Origin of the sequence: Bradyrhizobium archetypum (assembly GCF_013114835.1) — a bacterium.
GTDB lineage: Bacteria > Pseudomonadota > Alphaproteobacteria > Rhizobiales > Xanthobacteraceae > Bradyrhizobium > Bradyrhizobium archetypum.
The window spans coordinates 361,842-376,788 of sequence record NZ_JAAVLW010000002.1 but is presented as its reverse complement, the minus strand read 5'-3'; the positions used below and the strand labels follow the sequence as shown (position 1 = coordinate 376,788).

Genomic DNA, 14,947 nt, shown 5'->3' with positions numbered 1-14,947 from the left:
ATTAATTCGGCGCCCTTTTCTCATCTTGAGTCGATATCGAGTGACGTCCGCCAATCACTTCCTGACGGCGAACACCCAGACAACGCCGCCCTGCGGCACGTTGTTCTCGATGCCGACATTGTTCTGGGTTGCCAGAGCATCTTGGATGCGTTGCCCGTCAACGCCCCATCCGGACTGCACCGCGATATACTGCGTGCCGTCCACTTCGTAAGCGACCGGCATGCCCATGATGCCGGAGTTGGTCTTTTGCTCCCACAGTAGTTCGCCCGTCTTCGCGTGAAACGCACGGAACATCCGGTCATTGGTGCCGCCGACCAATACCAGGTCGCCGGCGGTCGCCGTCACCGAGCCGAACAGCTGCGACTTGGGGAAGTTGTGCGACCAAACCTTCTTGCCCGTCGCGGGATCCCATGCCTGCAGTTCGCCAAAATGCGTGGCGCCGGGCCGGACCTTCAGCCCGATATCTTCCGGCTTGGTCCCGAGCCAGAGCTGGCCTGGCACCAACGGCACTTTTTCGCCGGTAAAACCGCCGCAGAAATTGTCGTTGGCGGGAACGTAGACGAGGCGGGTGTTCTGGCTGTAGGCCGCCGACGGCCAGTCCTTGCCACCCCACAATGACGGACAGAATTCGACGCGCTTGCCCATCACCGGTTTGTGGGCCGGATCGACGATAGGCCGGCCTGTCTCGGGTTCAATGCCTTTCCAGACGTCGGTATGAACAAAAGGCCAGCCAGCCACATAGCTGATCTTGTCCGGCTTGCGCTCGAGCACCCAGAATATCGCGTTGCGGCCAGGATGGATCAGACTCTTGAAGGTGCGACCGTCTCGCTGCAGGTCGACCAGCATCGGCGCATCCACCTCGTCCCAGTCCCAGGCGTCATTCTGATGATACTGGAAATGGGTTTTGATCTTGCCGGTGTCCGGGTCGAGCGCCAGTACCGAGGTGGTGTAGAGGTTATCGCCGGGGTGAGTATCTCCCGGCCACGGCGCCGCGTTACCGACGCCCCAATAGATCGTCCTCGTCTCGGGATCGTAGTTGCCCGTCATCCACGCCGATCCGCCACCCGACTTCCAGTCGTCGCCGGTCCATGTTTCATGGCCCGGCTCGCCCGGACCCGGTATGGTGAAGGTTCGCCATAATTCCTTGCCCGTATCGGCGTCGAACGCTACGACATAGCCGCGCACTCCGAACTCGCCGCCCGAGCCGCCGACGATCACCTTGCCGTCGACCACCAGCGGCATCAGGGTCAGGTATTGCCCCTTCTTGTAATCCTGGACCTTGGTATCCCAGAGCACTTTTCCAGTCTTGGCATCGAGTGCCACGACGTGATCGTCCGTCGTCGCCAGATACAGCTTGTCCTGCCACAAGCCGACTCCGCGATTCGTTGGGTGCAGTTGGAAGAGATCGTCGGGAAGCTGCCGCTTGTATCGCCAATACTCATCACCCGTCTTGGCGTTGAGCGCGATCACCTGGCCCTGCGGGGTTGTGATGAACATAACGCCATTGTTGACGATGGGAGGGGACTCGTGCCCTTCCACCACGCCGGTCGAGAACGTCCACACCGGCACCATGTCTTTGACGTTCGAAGTGTTGATCTGGTTAAGCGGGCTGTATCCCTGTCCGTCGTAAGTCCGGCGATAAAGCATCCAGTTGCCGGGTTCCGGATTCTTGAGGCGGTCGGCGGTCACCGCGCTGTAATTCTCGATCGGGCCCGCGCTGGCGGTAATTGAGAAAAGGCATGTTGACGCGAGCAAGCTCGGCAACAGCCATTGCTTCATGGTCATAGACGCTACCTCCCTGTTTGTCTTCTTCATCTCTTTTTAGTTGTGCGCATCCGACGCAGGCCGCGATCACCCTCCTTGCTGAGCTCCTGCTTTTCCGACGAATGTTCCAGCCACCGTGAGCGCGCCGTCAACCATCGCCAAGGGAAGTGCTGCGAGGCGCCGCGGCGCCGGTCCAAACACCACCTGCGCGCTTTGCCGGGGATCGAACTCGGAATTGTGGCAAACGCATTTAAGAACGTCTTTTTCGCCCTGCGCTGCCTTTACCCAGGCCGTGATGGGGCAGCCGGCGTGGGAACAAATCGCCGAGTAGGCAACGATGCCGTCCGCCGAGCGCGGGCGCGTGTCGTCATCTAGTTCGGCCGGATCGAGCTTGACGATCACGACCTCATTCAACCGCGAACCTTTGCGGACCACCGAGGTCTTGGGATCCTTTGGCCAAGCGCGCACGGGTGGTCCGCCGGGTTTCAGGTCCTGCGGCTTGATCACTTCACCCGCCTGATCCCCTTCGGCAAAGACCAGCAGGTCCGCTTTTTGAGGTCGCAGATCGCTTCCCGGGCCATCTTCCTCGGCGGCGGCCGATCGAGGCGCCGAAGCGTGCACCGCAGTAGCGAAGGCCGTCAGGATGATCGTGCGCCGTGTCTGATCTGAAGGCGATGACATTTTCGTCTCGCTTCTGCACTGATGCCATAGGGGTGATGGCGAATGCGCGAAAGTTTGACAAACTGAAAGGCTGAACTCGGCCAAAAAGAGGCGGCGGACAAATTTTGTGACATGCTGTCTCCATCTTTCTCCACTGCGCTCTAGATTTGCCTGACGCAGTCGCAGCAATTGCATGATGTCGGCACGCCCTCGTCGCAGACATTGGCACGCGCTTCCTACGCGTCTTCCGCATTCACAATAGCTCTGGAAACCATCGCCCTCGTTGTGGGGAAGGGGAACACAAGGAGGATGGCTCATGCGAACCTCAGTTCCCGCGATGACGGTCGCTTTTGGAACCGCCCTCGCCGTACCGGCACTGGCTCAGCAGTCCACGACGGCGCCTGGCCAGCAGCAGATACAATCTGACAAACAGATGCAGGAGGAAGCCGATAAGGGAATCAAGACGCGCGATTCCGGACACTCAGGACTTGTGAGCGAACAGGAAAGGCCGGGCGCTTCCGCGGATCCGCCCGGGCGCCTAATCCGAGCAGCGGCCAGACGACGGGGTCGGGCGCTGTTGGCGGTCAAGGGTCGGAGACTGGTCGCAGCCCTCGCTAGCTCGGAGTTTCAGCGCGACAGCACGAAGACATGCGGCTTCGCCGTCGCATGGCGAAACTCTTCGGCGCGTCGCGCGGCCGTCCGAGCGGCCGGCGTCACGCCGCCAGAATCGTTTCCGGCGCCGCCGCAGGCAAATTCTGGCTCTCGGCGACCGCCCGGTTGGTGATCTGTCCGCGGTGCACGTTGAGTCCCGCGCGCAGATGCGGATCCTCGACCAGCGCGCGAATGCCCTTTTCGGCCAGCGCCAGGCCGAACGGCAGGGTGGCATTGTTGAGCGCGTGGCTGGACGTCACTGGCACCGCGCCCGGCATGTTGGCGACGCAATAATGCACGATCTCGTCGACGAGGTAGGTCGGCGTCTGATGGGTGGTCGGCCGCGAGGTCTCGAAGCAGCCGCCCTGGTCGATCGCGACGTCGACCAGCACCGCGCGGCGCTTCATGCGCGAGAGCAACTCGCGCGAGACGAGTTTTGGCGCGCTGGCGCCCGGCACCAACACGGCGCCGATCACGACGTCGGCCCCGATCACCTCCTCCTCGATCGCCTCAAGCGTCGCGTAGCGGGTGCGAACGCGTCCCTGGAACATCTCGTCGAGAACACGCAGACGCGGCAGCGAACGGTCCAGGATAGCGATATCGGCACCGAGACCGGCGGCCATTCGCGCCGCATGCGTGCCGACTACGCCGCCGCCGATTACCGCGATCCGGCTCGGCGCCACGCCGGGCACGCCGCCGATCAGCTTGCCCATGCCGTCCGCCGACTTTCGCAGGGCGGCCCCCGCGGCCTCGATCGCCAGCCGTCCCGCCACTTCGCTCATCGGCGCCAGCAGGGGCAGCCCGCCATGGGCATCCGTCACCGTCTCGTAGGCGATCGCGGTGCAGCCCGATGCGAGAAGCCCTCCGGTCTGCGCCACGTCCGGCGCCAGGTGCAAATAAGTGAAAAGAATCTGATTTTCGCGAAGCTGGCGCCATTCGCTCGCTTGCGGCTCCTTGACCTTGACCACCATGTCGGCGGTCGCGAAGATTTCCGCGGCCGTATCCACGATCGCAGCACCAGCCGAACGGTACACATCGTCGCTTGCCCCGACGGCGTCCCCGGCGCCCTGCTCGACGATCACCTCGTGCCCCCGCGTCACATATTCCCGCACTGAAGCCGGCGTCAGGCCGACGCGATATTCCTCGACCTTGATTTCCTTGGGCACCCCGATCCGCATGCGTTTTGCTCCTTCTTCCGAGGTTGTCCGGCTGAGGAGAAAATTACGCCCGAACAAACACCGCTTCTCTGCGAATTGCGGCTTGCCGGAAGTATTTTGCGCATATACCCTGCGCTTCAGCTGCATAAATTAGTGATTTATAGCGTGGCTGAGCTGGATCGTATTGATTTGCGGATTCTCACGGAATTGCTCGCGGATGCCCGGGCGAGCCAGATCGAGCTGGCTGAAAAGGTCGGGCTGTCGCCAACGGCCTGCGCGCGCCGTATCCGGCAACTCGAGGAAGGCGGGATCATCAGGGGCTATCGCGCCGATCTCGAGCCGACCGCGCTCGGGCTTGTCACGACCGTCGTCGTCACCATCACGCTGGAAAAACAGAGCGAGGATTACCTGGCCGCGTTCGAAGCAGCGATCGCCCGCTGCCCGGATGTCGTGTCCTGCCACCTGATGTCGGGCAGTGACGACTATCATCTGCAGGTGATCGCGCGTGACATCGCCGACTTCGAGCGCATCCACAAGCAGCATCTTTCACGAATGCCGGGGGTCGCGCGCATCCATTCGAGCTTTGCGATGCGCGAGGTGGTGCGCAGGGCCATCCCTGAAACCGCCTTGCGGCGCTAGTCCTTTAGGTCAGCTCAACGCGATCGCCGGCGCGCAGCCGCCCATCCTTGCCTCACTAGCGCCGTGGTAACGCGCGGCCATGGCCTGCGCGATCTCCGCCATCTTCTCGCGCAACTCGGCCGGCTTCAGCACCTCTGCCTCGGCACCGAAACGCAACAGTTCGGTGGCCGCGTGCCATGCCGTCTTTCCGACCGGCAGCACGGCGATGCGCCAGCCGGCGGCATCAGCCGCGTCTTCGAGACGCATGCGCGCCTTCACATAAGGCGGGCTCAAGGCGTTGAGCAGTTTGACGCCAAACGGCGACAGCCGCAGTGTGACGGTGTTTGGATGGAGTTCGGCTTCAAGCCGCAGCGTCGCGGCCTGCCAATACGCGGTAAGGTCGAAATCGGCAGGACGGACGAAATTCTCATCCAGAACGCTGCAATCCAGGATCCGAGCAACACGATAGGTGCGCACGCTACCGTCGACGCTGCCGGCGAGATACCAACTGCCGCCCTTCAGGACGAGACCGAGCGGCCCGACGCGGCGCTGCTTTTCCGCCCTCCAGCTCCGATAGCGGATCTTGATCAGCCTGTCGCGCAACAGTGCTCCGGCAATCGGGCGCAGTGCACGGGCTCTTCCGATTCGCCGAACCAGTTCGGCGCGTCCAGATGAAAGCGCTCCTGCATTCGGCCGGCGTTTTCGCGCAAGTTGGCCGGCAACGCCGCCATCAGCTTGTTCTGCGCGGCCATCATCGCAGCATCGAGGCCGAGCGCGGCCGCTGGACCTGGCAGTCCCGCCATGAACAGCGCTTCGGCCTCCGGCGGCGACAATCCGTTCAGCCTCACGCGATAGCCATCGAGCAGGCGGTAGCCGCCTTCCGCGCCGCGTTCCGCGTAGACCGGGATGCCGGCGGCCGCGAGCGCATCGATGTCGCGATAGATGGTGCGCACCGACACCTCGCAGGCTTCCGCAAGTTCGGGCGCAGTAATTCGTCCCCTGGCCTGCAGGGTGGTGAGGATTGACAGCAATCGGCTCGCGCGCATGCCCCCTTAAATCATACCTGACACAGGATGTCAGGTATGGTCAGGCATAGAAGTGTTCGTGACCAAAGAAGGAGATCTGCCGATGACCAAATCCGACCGCATCACCCTTTATTATTCGCCGCAGACGCGCGCCACGGGCACGCGGGTGTTGCTGGAGGAGCTGGGGGCTCCCTACGATCTCCACGTTCTGAATATGAAGGCGGGCGAGCAGCGCCAGCCCGCCTATCTCGCCGTCAATCCGCTCGGAAAAGTCCCGGCGATCCGTCACGGCGAGGCGCTGGTGACCGAGCAGGTCGCGATTTACATCTATCTTGCCGACCTGTTTCCCGAAGCCGGCCTGACCCCTGCGCTCGACGATGCCAGGCGCGGGCCGTATCTGCGCTGGATCGCCTATTATGGCGCGTCCTTCGAGCCTGCATTGATCGACAAGTTCATGAACCATGAGCCGGCGCCGGTGACGCAATCGCCCTACTCCGACTACGAGTCCATGCTCGGAGCGCTCGAGGCGCAGCTTTGCAGGGGACCCTACCTGCTCGGTGACCACATGACCGCAGCCGACATTCTCTGGGGCATTGCCTTCAGCTGGACGATGATGTTCGGGCTCGTGCCGAAGAAAGACGTGTTCGCGCGCTACGCTGAGCGCATCACCTCGCGCCCCGCCTTCCAGCGCATCAACGCGGCGGACGATGAGATGGCCGGCCGGCATGCCGCGGCTGCCGGCGTGTGACGTGCTGAGGACGAAGTTTCTTCACATGCCGATTGCTTGATTGCCTGCCAGCAATGCTATGGATTCTGCGGCGCCAGGACGATGCGCCATTCGGTGCGGTGGCTGATTTTCGCGACTGCGGATCTTACTGCAGTCGCGAATCCCAGCCGAGTCAATGAAAGCAACTAGTTTTCAGCGGCTTCCCTCCCTCTCGCGAACACCCGGCTCGCGAGCACGTCAGACGCTTCGATCGACCTGATATCGTCCACCGTCATGACATGATCGAGATCGGCGACCAGGCGATTGGCCTGGCGCAACCGCAAGCGATCCAGTGCATTGCGGATTGAGCGCGCGTTGGAGAACAGCGGCTGGCTCTTTCGCAACGCAATGTAGCGGATGAACTCCGCGCGCGCATCCCGGCTGAATTTATAATTCATCTCGCGCAACATCAGCTCGGCGATCTCAAGCAACTCTCCGTCGGCATAGTCAGGAAAATCGATATGATGGGCGATCCGTGACCGGAACCCTGGATTGCTCGCGAAAAACTTGTCCATGCGATCGCCATAGCCGGCCAGGATCACCACCAGATCGTCACGCTGCGATTCCATCACCTGCAGCAGGATCTCGATCGCTTCCTGGCCGTAGTCGCGCTCGTTGTCCGGCCGGTATAGATAGTAGGCTTCGTCGATGAACAGCACGCCGCCCATCGCCTTCTTCAGTATCTCCTTGGTCTTCGGCGCGGTGTGGCCGATATATTGTCCAACCAGTTCGTCGCGCGTCACCGACACCACCTGGCCGCGACGTACATAGCCGAGCCTGTGCAGGATGCTGGCGATCCGCAGCGCCACCGTAGTCTTGCCGGTTCCGGGGTTGCCCGTGAACGACATATGCAGCGTCGGGGCTTCCGAAGTCAGGCCCATGCGCTTGCGGATGCGTTCGATCAGCAACAGCGAAGCAATCTCGCGAATTCGCGTCTTGACCGGCTTCAGACCGATCAGCTCGCGATCGAGTTGCGCAAGGACATCCTCTATGCCGACGGCTTCGAGTTCCTCACGAATGCTTACAGTTTCAGTCGTCGTTGGCGCATCCAAATCCATCTGCCGAACCCTCAGCGCGCCTTGCGCATATTTCGGAGAACAAAAGCTCCGTCGCCGCTTCCACAGCGACGGAGCAGTAAGTCCGGCGAACGCAGAAGCGATCAGGGAGAACTCGTCCGCCGGACCTAGGAGTTGTTCAACCGTAGCGCCGCCCTTCGGGGCGGTCGACGGCATAGGATGTCGTGGTGTACCGTACGCTGCGGCCGGCCACCTCATGACGTTCGAGGCGGAAGCCGGGCTCGTCCTTGGGCCGGTTGACGATGAACGACAGCCGCAGCGACTCCCAGCCATGACTGGAATCGTAGGCCGACATGCGGATATATCGGTCGCCATAGACCTTGCGGCATTCATTGAGCTCCATCATGACGCCAGCGGCATCGCGCAGATCGAACATCGGCAAGCCCCACATATCCCAGAAACTGTTGCGCGGGTGCGGGTCGTCGGTGAATTCGATGTTCACCGCCCAGCCGTTGCCAAGGCAGTATTGCACCTGCCGCGTGATCTGATCGTCGGTGAGATCAGGCAGAAACGAAAAGCATCCCTGAGTGATACGCATGATCTGGCTCCTTACATTGCGACGCTGGCGGTCGGCACATAGTCCGGCGTGTCTGTCGATTCGTAGTTGAAGGTGACGTCTTTCCAGACCTCGAGCGCTGCCTTCAGCGGCGTGCAGGTTGCCGCCGCCTTGGCGAGAATCTCGGGCCCCTCGTGCACGTAGTCGCGACCTTCGTTGCGCGCGAGAATCATCGCTTCCAGCGCCACCCGGTTGGCGGTGGCACCCGCCTGGATACCCATCGGATGGCCGATGGTGCCGCCGCCGAACTGCAGCACGACATCCTCGCCGAGATGGTCCAGTAATTGGTGCATCTGGCCGGCATGGATGCCGCCCGATGCGACGGGCATCACCTTGTTGAGGCTCGCCCAATGCTGGTCGAAGAACACGCCGTGCTGGAGCCGTGTCGGGTTAAAGTCTTCGCGGCAGATGTCGTAATAGCCGCGCGTGGTCGCTGGATCACCTTCCAGCTTGCCGACCACCGTGCCGGCATGAATGTGATCCACGCCAGCGAGCCGCATCCATTTCGCAATGACACGGAACGAAACGCCGTGACTGCGCTGCCTTGTGTAGGTGGAATGCCCTGCCCGGTGCAGATGCAGGATCATGTCGTTCCGCCGCGCCCATTTCGCCATCGACTGGATCGCGGTGTAACCGATCACGAGGTCGATCATGATGATGACCGAACCTAGTTCCTTGGCGAACTCGGCGCGCTCGTACATATCCTCCATGGTGCCTGCAGTGACGTTGAGATACGTGCCCTTGATCTCTCCGGAGGCAGCCTGCGCCTTGTTGACAGCCTCCATGCAATACAGAAACCGCTCGCGCCAGTGCATGAACGGCTGCGAGTTGATGTTCTCGTCGTCCTTGGTGAAGTCGAGCCCGCCCTTGAGCGCCTCATACACCACGCGGCCGTAGTTGCGACCGGACAGGCCGAGTTTCGGCTTCACGGTCGCGCCAAGCAATGGACGCCCGAACTTGTCCATGCGTTCGCGCTCGACGACAATGCCGGTGGCCGGTCCCTGGAATGTCTTGACGTAGGCAACCGGCAGCCGCATGTCCTCCAGCCGCAACGCCTTGAGCGGCTTGAACCCGAACACGTTGCCGATGATCGAAGCCGAGAGGTTCGCAATCGAACCCGGCTCGAACAAATCGAGATCGTAGGCGATGTAGGCAAAATACTGTCCCGGCGCGTTCGGCACGGGATCGACGCGGAAGCATTTGGCGCGATACTTTTCCGCCGCGGTCAGCCGATCGGTCCATACCACCGTCCAGGTCGCGGTCGAGGATTCGCCGGCGACTGCCGCCGAGGCCTCGATCGGATCGACCCCGTCCTGCGGCGTAACGCGGAACAGGGCGATGATGTCGGTATCCTTGGGCTCGTAGTCGGGCTCCCAATAGCCCATCTTCTTGTATTCGAGGACGCCGGATTTGTAGCGATCCCTGCCACGAATGGTCATTGAGTGCATGTTCATGTCGGTCTCCTTGGCTGTTGTGCGGCGACTGGCCGGGATCGAACTCGTCTTCAGCTCATTCGGCGGCATCGGCCATCCCTCCAATGCGTGGATCGAGTGCGCCGGAGCGGTAGCGCCTGGCCATTTCGGCCAGTGGAATGACCTTGATTTGCGACGCGTGGCCCGCGGTACCGAATTGCTCGAACCGGTCGCGGCAAAGGTCGCGCAACGCATCCATTGCTGGCTTGAGGAACTTGCGCGGATCGAACTCGTTTCTGCTTTGCGTTGCGACTTTGCGGAATGCCGCTGCCATCGCCAAGCGGCAATCGGTGTCGATATTGACCTTGCGGACTCCGTGTCTGATGCCGCGGGCGATTTCCTCGACCGGCACCCCCCAGGTCTGCGGCATCTCGCCGCCGAATGCATTGAAGGCGTCCTGCAGCGGCTGCGGCACCGACGATGAGCCGTGCATCACCAGATGCGTGTTAGGGAGCCGGCGATGGATTTCTTCCACCACCCTCATGGCAAGGATGTCGCCATCCGGCTTGCGCGAGAATTTATACGCGCCATGCGAGGTGCCCATCGCAATCGCCAGTGCGTCAACCTTGGTGGCACGAACAAAATCGACGGCCTGATCCGGATCGGTCAGCAGTTGATCGTGGCTGACCTTGCCTTCGACGCCATGGCCGTCCTCCTGCTCGCCGCCGCCATGTTCGAGTGAGCCCAGCACGCCGAGCTCTCCCTCGACCGAGGCGCCGATCCAGTGTGCCATCTCGACGACACGGCGGGTAATCTCGACATTGTAGTCGTATTCCGCCGCAGTCTTGGCATCCGCCTTCAGCGAACCGTCCATCATGACGGACGTGAAGCCGTGCTGGAGCGCGGTAGCGCAGGTCGATTCCTCGTTGCCATGGTCCTGATGCAGGCAGAGCGGAATCTGCGGATGCATCTTCTCCAGCGCGTCGATCATCTTCGACAGCATGATGTCGTTGGCATAGGAACGCGCGCCCCGCGAGGCCTGGATGATCACGGGGGCATCGACGGCCGCCGCCGCTTCCATGATCGCGAGCCCCTGCTCCATGTTGTTGATGTTGAATGCCGGCACGCCGTAGCCATGCTCGGCGGCATGGTCCAGCAATTGCCTCAACGTAATTCTGGCCATTGGCGCCTCCTTTGGTTCTTTCGACGTTGCGTCCGGCGTCAAGCGATGCGAGCGAGGCAACGCATGGCGGCGGTCGCAACCGCCTCCGGCGTGATGCCGAACTCGCGATAGAGCGTTTCGGCCGGCGCAGACGCTCCGAAGCCGGTCATGCCGACGAACTCGCTGCTATCGCCAAGCCAGCGCGCCCAGTCGCCTTCGACCGCGGCCTCGACGCCGACCCGCGGAACGCGTCCGAGAACGGCGGTCCGGTATTCGCAGGGCTGCTTGAGAAACAGCTCAAAGCACGGCGCCGAGACGACCGCGGCGCGGACATGGTCTTTCTCCAGCAACCTGGCCGCATCGAGCGCGATCGATACCTCGGAGCCCGTTGCGATCAAAGTGACGTCACGGCCGTCCTCCGGCTCGACGACGACATAGGCGCCAAGCGCGACCAAATTGGTTTCGCTAGCGTCGTCGCGAAACGCCGGCAGCGCCTGTCGCGACAGGCAGAGCACCGACGGGCTTGTGTCCGCGCGCAATGCGCAATCCCAGGCCTCCGCCGTCTCGACCGCGTCGGCCGGGCGGAATACCAGCAGGTTCGGAATCGCCCGCAGCGAGACCAGATGCTCGACCGGCTGATGCGTCGGTCCGTCTTCGCCGAGGCCGATCGAGTCATGTGTCATCACATGGATCACGCGGATCCCCATCAATGCAGCCAGCCGGATCGCAGGACGGCTGTAGTCGGCAAAGCTGAGAAACGTGCCACCATAGGGGATGAAGCCGCCATGCAATGCGACACCATTCATCGCAGCAGCCATGGCATGCTCGCGGACACCGTAATGGATATAGCTGCCATCGAGGGACTCGGGCCGCACCGGTTGTTGCGTCTTGGCGCGCGTCAGGTTCGAATGGGTCAGGTCGGCCGAGCCACCCAGGAGATTGGGCAGCGCTTCGGCGATCGCATCGATCACCAGTTGCGACGCCTGCCGGGTGGCGATCTTCGGCCGTTCGCTGCCGAACCGCGTCCGTAGCCGCGCCATGACGTCGGCATAGATGCAGGGCAAATTCCGGTTCAGCGCATCATGAAACGGCGATCGTCCCGTCGAATTGACGCGCCGGCTCCGTTCGATCCAGGCGCGCCGCGCAAAATGACCCTGCGCGCCTATTTCGCGCCACGCTTCGATGACGGCTTCCGGAACCTGGAACGGCGCATGCGGCCAGTTCAGCGTACCGCGTGTTCTCTCGACTTCGTCAGCACCGAGCGGCGCGCCATGCGCCTTTTCGGTGCCCTGACGGTTCGGTGAACCGAAGCCGATCACGGTGCGGCAAGCAATCAGGGATGGCCAGTCATTGTGCCGGGCGCGCCGGATCGCTGCGGCAATCGCTTCGGGGTCATGGCCGTCGATCCGGATCGCCGACCAGCCGGAGGCCTTGAAGCGCGCAAGCTGGTCGTCCGAGCATGACAACGAGGTCGATCCGTCAATCGAGATTTCGTTGTCGTCGTAAAGCACGATCAAGCGGCCGAGCTTGAGATGTCCGGCCAGCGAAATCGCTTCCTGGCTGATGCCCTCCATCAGACAACCATCGCCGGCGATCACATAGGTATAGTGATCGACGAGATCGTCGCCGAAGCGCGCATTCATCAGCCGCTCCGCCAGCGCCATGCCGACTGCGGTGGCAATGCCCTGCCCCAGCGGGCCAGTCGTCGTCTCGATACCCGGCGTATGTCCGTACTCGGGGTGGCCCGGCGTCTTCGATCCCCATTGCCTGAACGCCTTCAATTCGTCCGCCGTCACGCCCTTGTAGCCGGTCAAATACAATAGCGCATACAGCAGCATCGAGCCGTGACCGGCCGACAGCACGAACCGGTCGCGATCCGGCCACGCCGGATCGGCGGCATCGAATTTGAGGAAGCGCGAAAACAGCACCGTGGCAACGTCGGCCATGCCCATCGGCATACCGGGATGACCGGATTTCGCGCTCTCGACGGCGTCGATTGCCAGAAAGCGGATCGCGTTCGCCATTTCGGCATGCGAAACGGCTGAATGGTCGGCAACGCGCGACAGAGCTGCTATATCGGTCATATCATGCGCCTCTTACGTTCCATCAGTTGCAGGATCAGCGGGGTGAGGATGAGCTGCATCGCCAGGTCGAGCTTCGAGCCGTGGATCACGATCGAATTGGCGCGCGACATGAAGCTGTTTGGAATCATCGACAGCAGATAGGGAAAATCGATGCCACGCGGATTTTTCAGGCGGATCACCACCATCGATTCGTCCGGCGTCGGTATCCAGCGTGCGATGAAGGGATTCGACGTATCGACCGTCGGCACCCGCTGGAAATTGATGTCGGTCTCGGTGAACTGCGGACAGATGTAGTTCACGTAATCCGGCATTCGCCGCAGGATGGTGTCGGTCACTGCCTCTGCGGTGTAACCGCGGTCGCGACGGTCGCGATGCAGCTTTTGGATCCATTCCAGATTGATGACGGGCACGACGCCGATCTTGAGATCGGCATGCTGGGCGATGTTGACCTTGTCGGTGACGACAGCGCCATGCAGGCCTTCATAGAACAATAGGTCGGAATTTTCCGGCAGCGGCGCCCACGCGGTAAAGGTGCCCGGTTTTGCACCGTACAGCCTTGCTTCTTCCTCATCGTGGACGTAGTGCCGGGTGGTGCCGGTCCCGGACTCGCCATAGTCGCGGAACAGTTTTTCCAACTCCTCGAACAGGTTGGTTTCCGGGCTGAAATGGCTGAAATGCTTGTTGCCGCGCTCAGCCTCCTCCGCCATTTTCGCGCGCATCTCAAAGCGGTTATAGCGATGGAAGGCGTCGCCCTCGACATAGGCGGCGGCGACGTTCTCACGGCGGAAGATGTTCTCAAACGTCTTCTTCACCGAGGTCGTGCCGGCGCCGGATGAACCCGTAATCGATATGATCGGATAGCTGCGTGACATATGCTCTTCCCGATCAGCGAAACAGGCCGCGCCTGGCGAACAGCGGCGCGTCACTGTTGTCGAACATCGGTTCAACGGCCTCGTGCATCGCGGTGACATCGCGGACGCCGCGCACCGATCCCATGATCAACGGTACCCGCTGATGCGGCGTTCTCGCCGACAGTTCGAGAATGCGCCGGCGGCCGGTGGTCGCGGCTCCGCCCGCCCACTCCATCACCAGCGCCATCGGATGCGCCTCGTACAGCAGGCGAAGACGTCCCTCGCGATAGGCTGGGCGTGCATCCGCCGGGTACAGGAACACGCCGCCGCGGACCAGAATGCGGAGCGCCTCCGCAACCAGCGAGCCAATCCAACGCATGTTGAAATCGGCGGCGCAACTGCCGTTGGTGCCGGCAAGGCATTCGTCGATATAGGTGCGCACCGGTCCGTGCCAGTGTCGGCGGTTCGACGCGTTGATGGCAAATTCGGGCGTGTCGGGGGCTATCCTGACGCGGCGCGCGATCAGCAGGAATTCCCGGGCGCGCCTGTCCAGAATGAAGATATCGACGCGCTCGTCGAACGCCAGGACCAGCGTCGTCTGCGGGCCGTAGACCACGAAGCCTGCCGCACACTGCGCCGTGCCAGGTTCGAAGAAGGTGGAGATGATGTCGTTGCTCCGCAGACGAATCGAAAAGATCGTTCCGACCGAGATGTTGTTTTGGAGGTTGGCAGACCCGTCCAGCGGATCGATCGCGACGCAGAGCGAAGCCTCGGCATTGAATACTTCCGGCAATTCCGATTCCTCGGACAGGACAGCCGCGACCGGGGTCTTGCGTAGCGCCGCACGCATGATCGCATCTGCTGCGAGATCGATATCCCGCTGAAAGTCGCCGTCGGAATTGACGCCGTCGGTTTTCCCGGTAATCCCCGCCAACGGTCCGTCCATAATGAGTTCGGCAAGGTCGATCGCTGCAACGGCGATCGTCTCAATCACGGCGGACACCGCGGGGCCGTTCGGCGTCTCTGATCCCGTATGGTCGAGATGCGAGCACAAGGTCACTCGTGCGCCCATGGCCGTTCCTCAAGTGGCGCCCGCTTCGGGGCGATTGCAACGCTTCATGCCGATCGGCAGTGCGCGCCTAACAACAACCCAATTTGCAAAATT

12 protein-coding genes and 1 pseudogene are annotated in these 14,947 nt (G+C 62.1%); 2 read left to right on the top strand and 11 right to left on the bottom strand.

Annotated elements, in window-relative coordinates:
• Positions 1-54 precede the first annotated feature (54 nt).
• From HCN50_RS06280 to ald, 3 genes are all read right to left on the bottom strand, one after another.
• Positions 55-1,785 carry a methanol/ethanol family PQQ-dependent dehydrogenase gene (locus tag HCN50_RS06280; protein WP_171708764.1) on the bottom strand — a complete coding sequence of 577 codons (1,731 nt, stop codon included), beginning with the start codon at positions 1,783-1,785 and terminating at the stop codon, positions 55-57.
• A gap of 66 nt (positions 1,786-1,851) precedes the next feature.
• On the bottom strand, positions 1,852-2,445 hold the full coding sequence (locus HCN50_RS06275; RefSeq protein WP_171709187.1) for a QcrA and Rieske domain-containing protein: 594 nt from the start codon (positions 2,443-2,445) through the stop codon (positions 1,852-1,854).
• A 692-nt stretch (positions 2,446-3,137) separates the two neighbouring features.
• Complete coding sequence (gene ald, locus HCN50_RS06270; RefSeq protein WP_171708763.1) at positions 3,138-4,253, bottom strand: alanine dehydrogenase; 1,116 nt, start codon at positions 4,251-4,253, stop codon at positions 3,138-3,140.
• A gap of 144 nt (positions 4,254-4,397) precedes the next feature.
• On the opposite strand from ald, the gene HCN50_RS06265 reads away from it, so the two are divergent.
• Positions 4,398-4,871 carry an Lrp/AsnC family transcriptional regulator gene (locus tag HCN50_RS06265; protein ID WP_171708762.1) on the top strand — a complete coding sequence of 158 codons (474 nt, stop codon included), beginning with the start codon at positions 4,398-4,400 and terminating at the stop codon, positions 4,869-4,871.
• Between the two features lie 9 nt (positions 4,872-4,880).
• Here the strand turns inward: HCN50_RS06265 and HCN50_RS06260 are convergent.
• Positions 4,881-5,896, bottom strand: a pseudogene (locus tag HCN50_RS06260) (helix-turn-helix transcriptional regulator).
• Positions 5,897-5,978: 82 nt separating this feature from the next.
• Here HCN50_RS06260 and HCN50_RS06255 point away from each other — a divergent pair.
• The gene (locus HCN50_RS06255; protein WP_171708761.1) at positions 5,979-6,623 is read left to right on the top strand and encodes a glutathione S-transferase family protein; all 645 of its coding nucleotides are present in this window, start codon (positions 5,979-5,981) and stop codon (positions 6,621-6,623) included.
• Between the two features lie 164 nt (positions 6,624-6,787).
• On the opposite strand, the gene cbbX is transcribed toward HCN50_RS06255, so the two are convergent.
• The 7 genes from cbbX to HCN50_RS06220 form a co-directional block, all read right to left on the bottom strand.
• Positions 6,788-7,699 (bottom strand): CbbX protein, encoded by a 912-nt coding sequence (cbbX, locus tag HCN50_RS06250; RefSeq protein WP_171708760.1) that lies wholly within the window; start codon positions 7,697-7,699, stop codon positions 6,788-6,790.
• A 136-nt stretch (positions 7,700-7,835) separates the two neighbouring features.
• Positions 7,836-8,255 (bottom strand): ribulose bisphosphate carboxylase small subunit, encoded by a 420-nt coding sequence (locus tag HCN50_RS06245; RefSeq protein ID WP_171708759.1) that lies wholly within the window; start codon positions 8,253-8,255, stop codon positions 7,836-7,838.
• An 11-nt stretch (positions 8,256-8,266) separates the two neighbouring features.
• On the bottom strand, positions 8,267-9,727 hold the full coding sequence (locus HCN50_RS06240; RefSeq protein ID WP_171708758.1) for a form I ribulose bisphosphate carboxylase large subunit: 1,461 nt from the start codon (positions 9,725-9,727) through the stop codon (positions 8,267-8,269).
• Positions 9,728-9,782: 55 nt separating this feature from the next.
• Entirely contained in the window at positions 9,783-10,868 is a 1,086-nt protein-coding gene (fba, locus tag HCN50_RS06235) for a class II fructose-bisphosphate aldolase (protein WP_171708757.1), read from the bottom strand.
• A gap of 38 nt (positions 10,869-10,906) precedes the next feature.
• On the bottom strand, positions 10,907-12,931 hold the full coding sequence (gene tkt / locus HCN50_RS06230; RefSeq protein ID WP_171708756.1) for a transketolase: 2,025 nt from the start codon (positions 12,929-12,931) through the stop codon (positions 10,907-10,909).
• Positions 12,928-13,803 carry a phosphoribulokinase gene (locus HCN50_RS06225; RefSeq protein WP_171708755.1) on the bottom strand — a complete coding sequence of 292 codons (876 nt, stop codon included), beginning with the start codon at positions 13,801-13,803 and terminating at the stop codon, positions 12,928-12,930. The genes tkt and HCN50_RS06225 overlap by 4 nt, the downstream gene beginning before the upstream one ends.
• Before the next feature lie 13 nt (positions 13,804-13,816).
• Positions 13,817-14,854: a class 1 fructose-bisphosphatase gene (locus HCN50_RS06220; RefSeq protein WP_171708754.1), complete on the bottom strand. Its 1,038-nt coding sequence runs from the start codon at positions 14,852-14,854 to the stop codon at positions 13,817-13,819.
• Positions 14,855-14,947 lie beyond the last annotated feature (93 nt).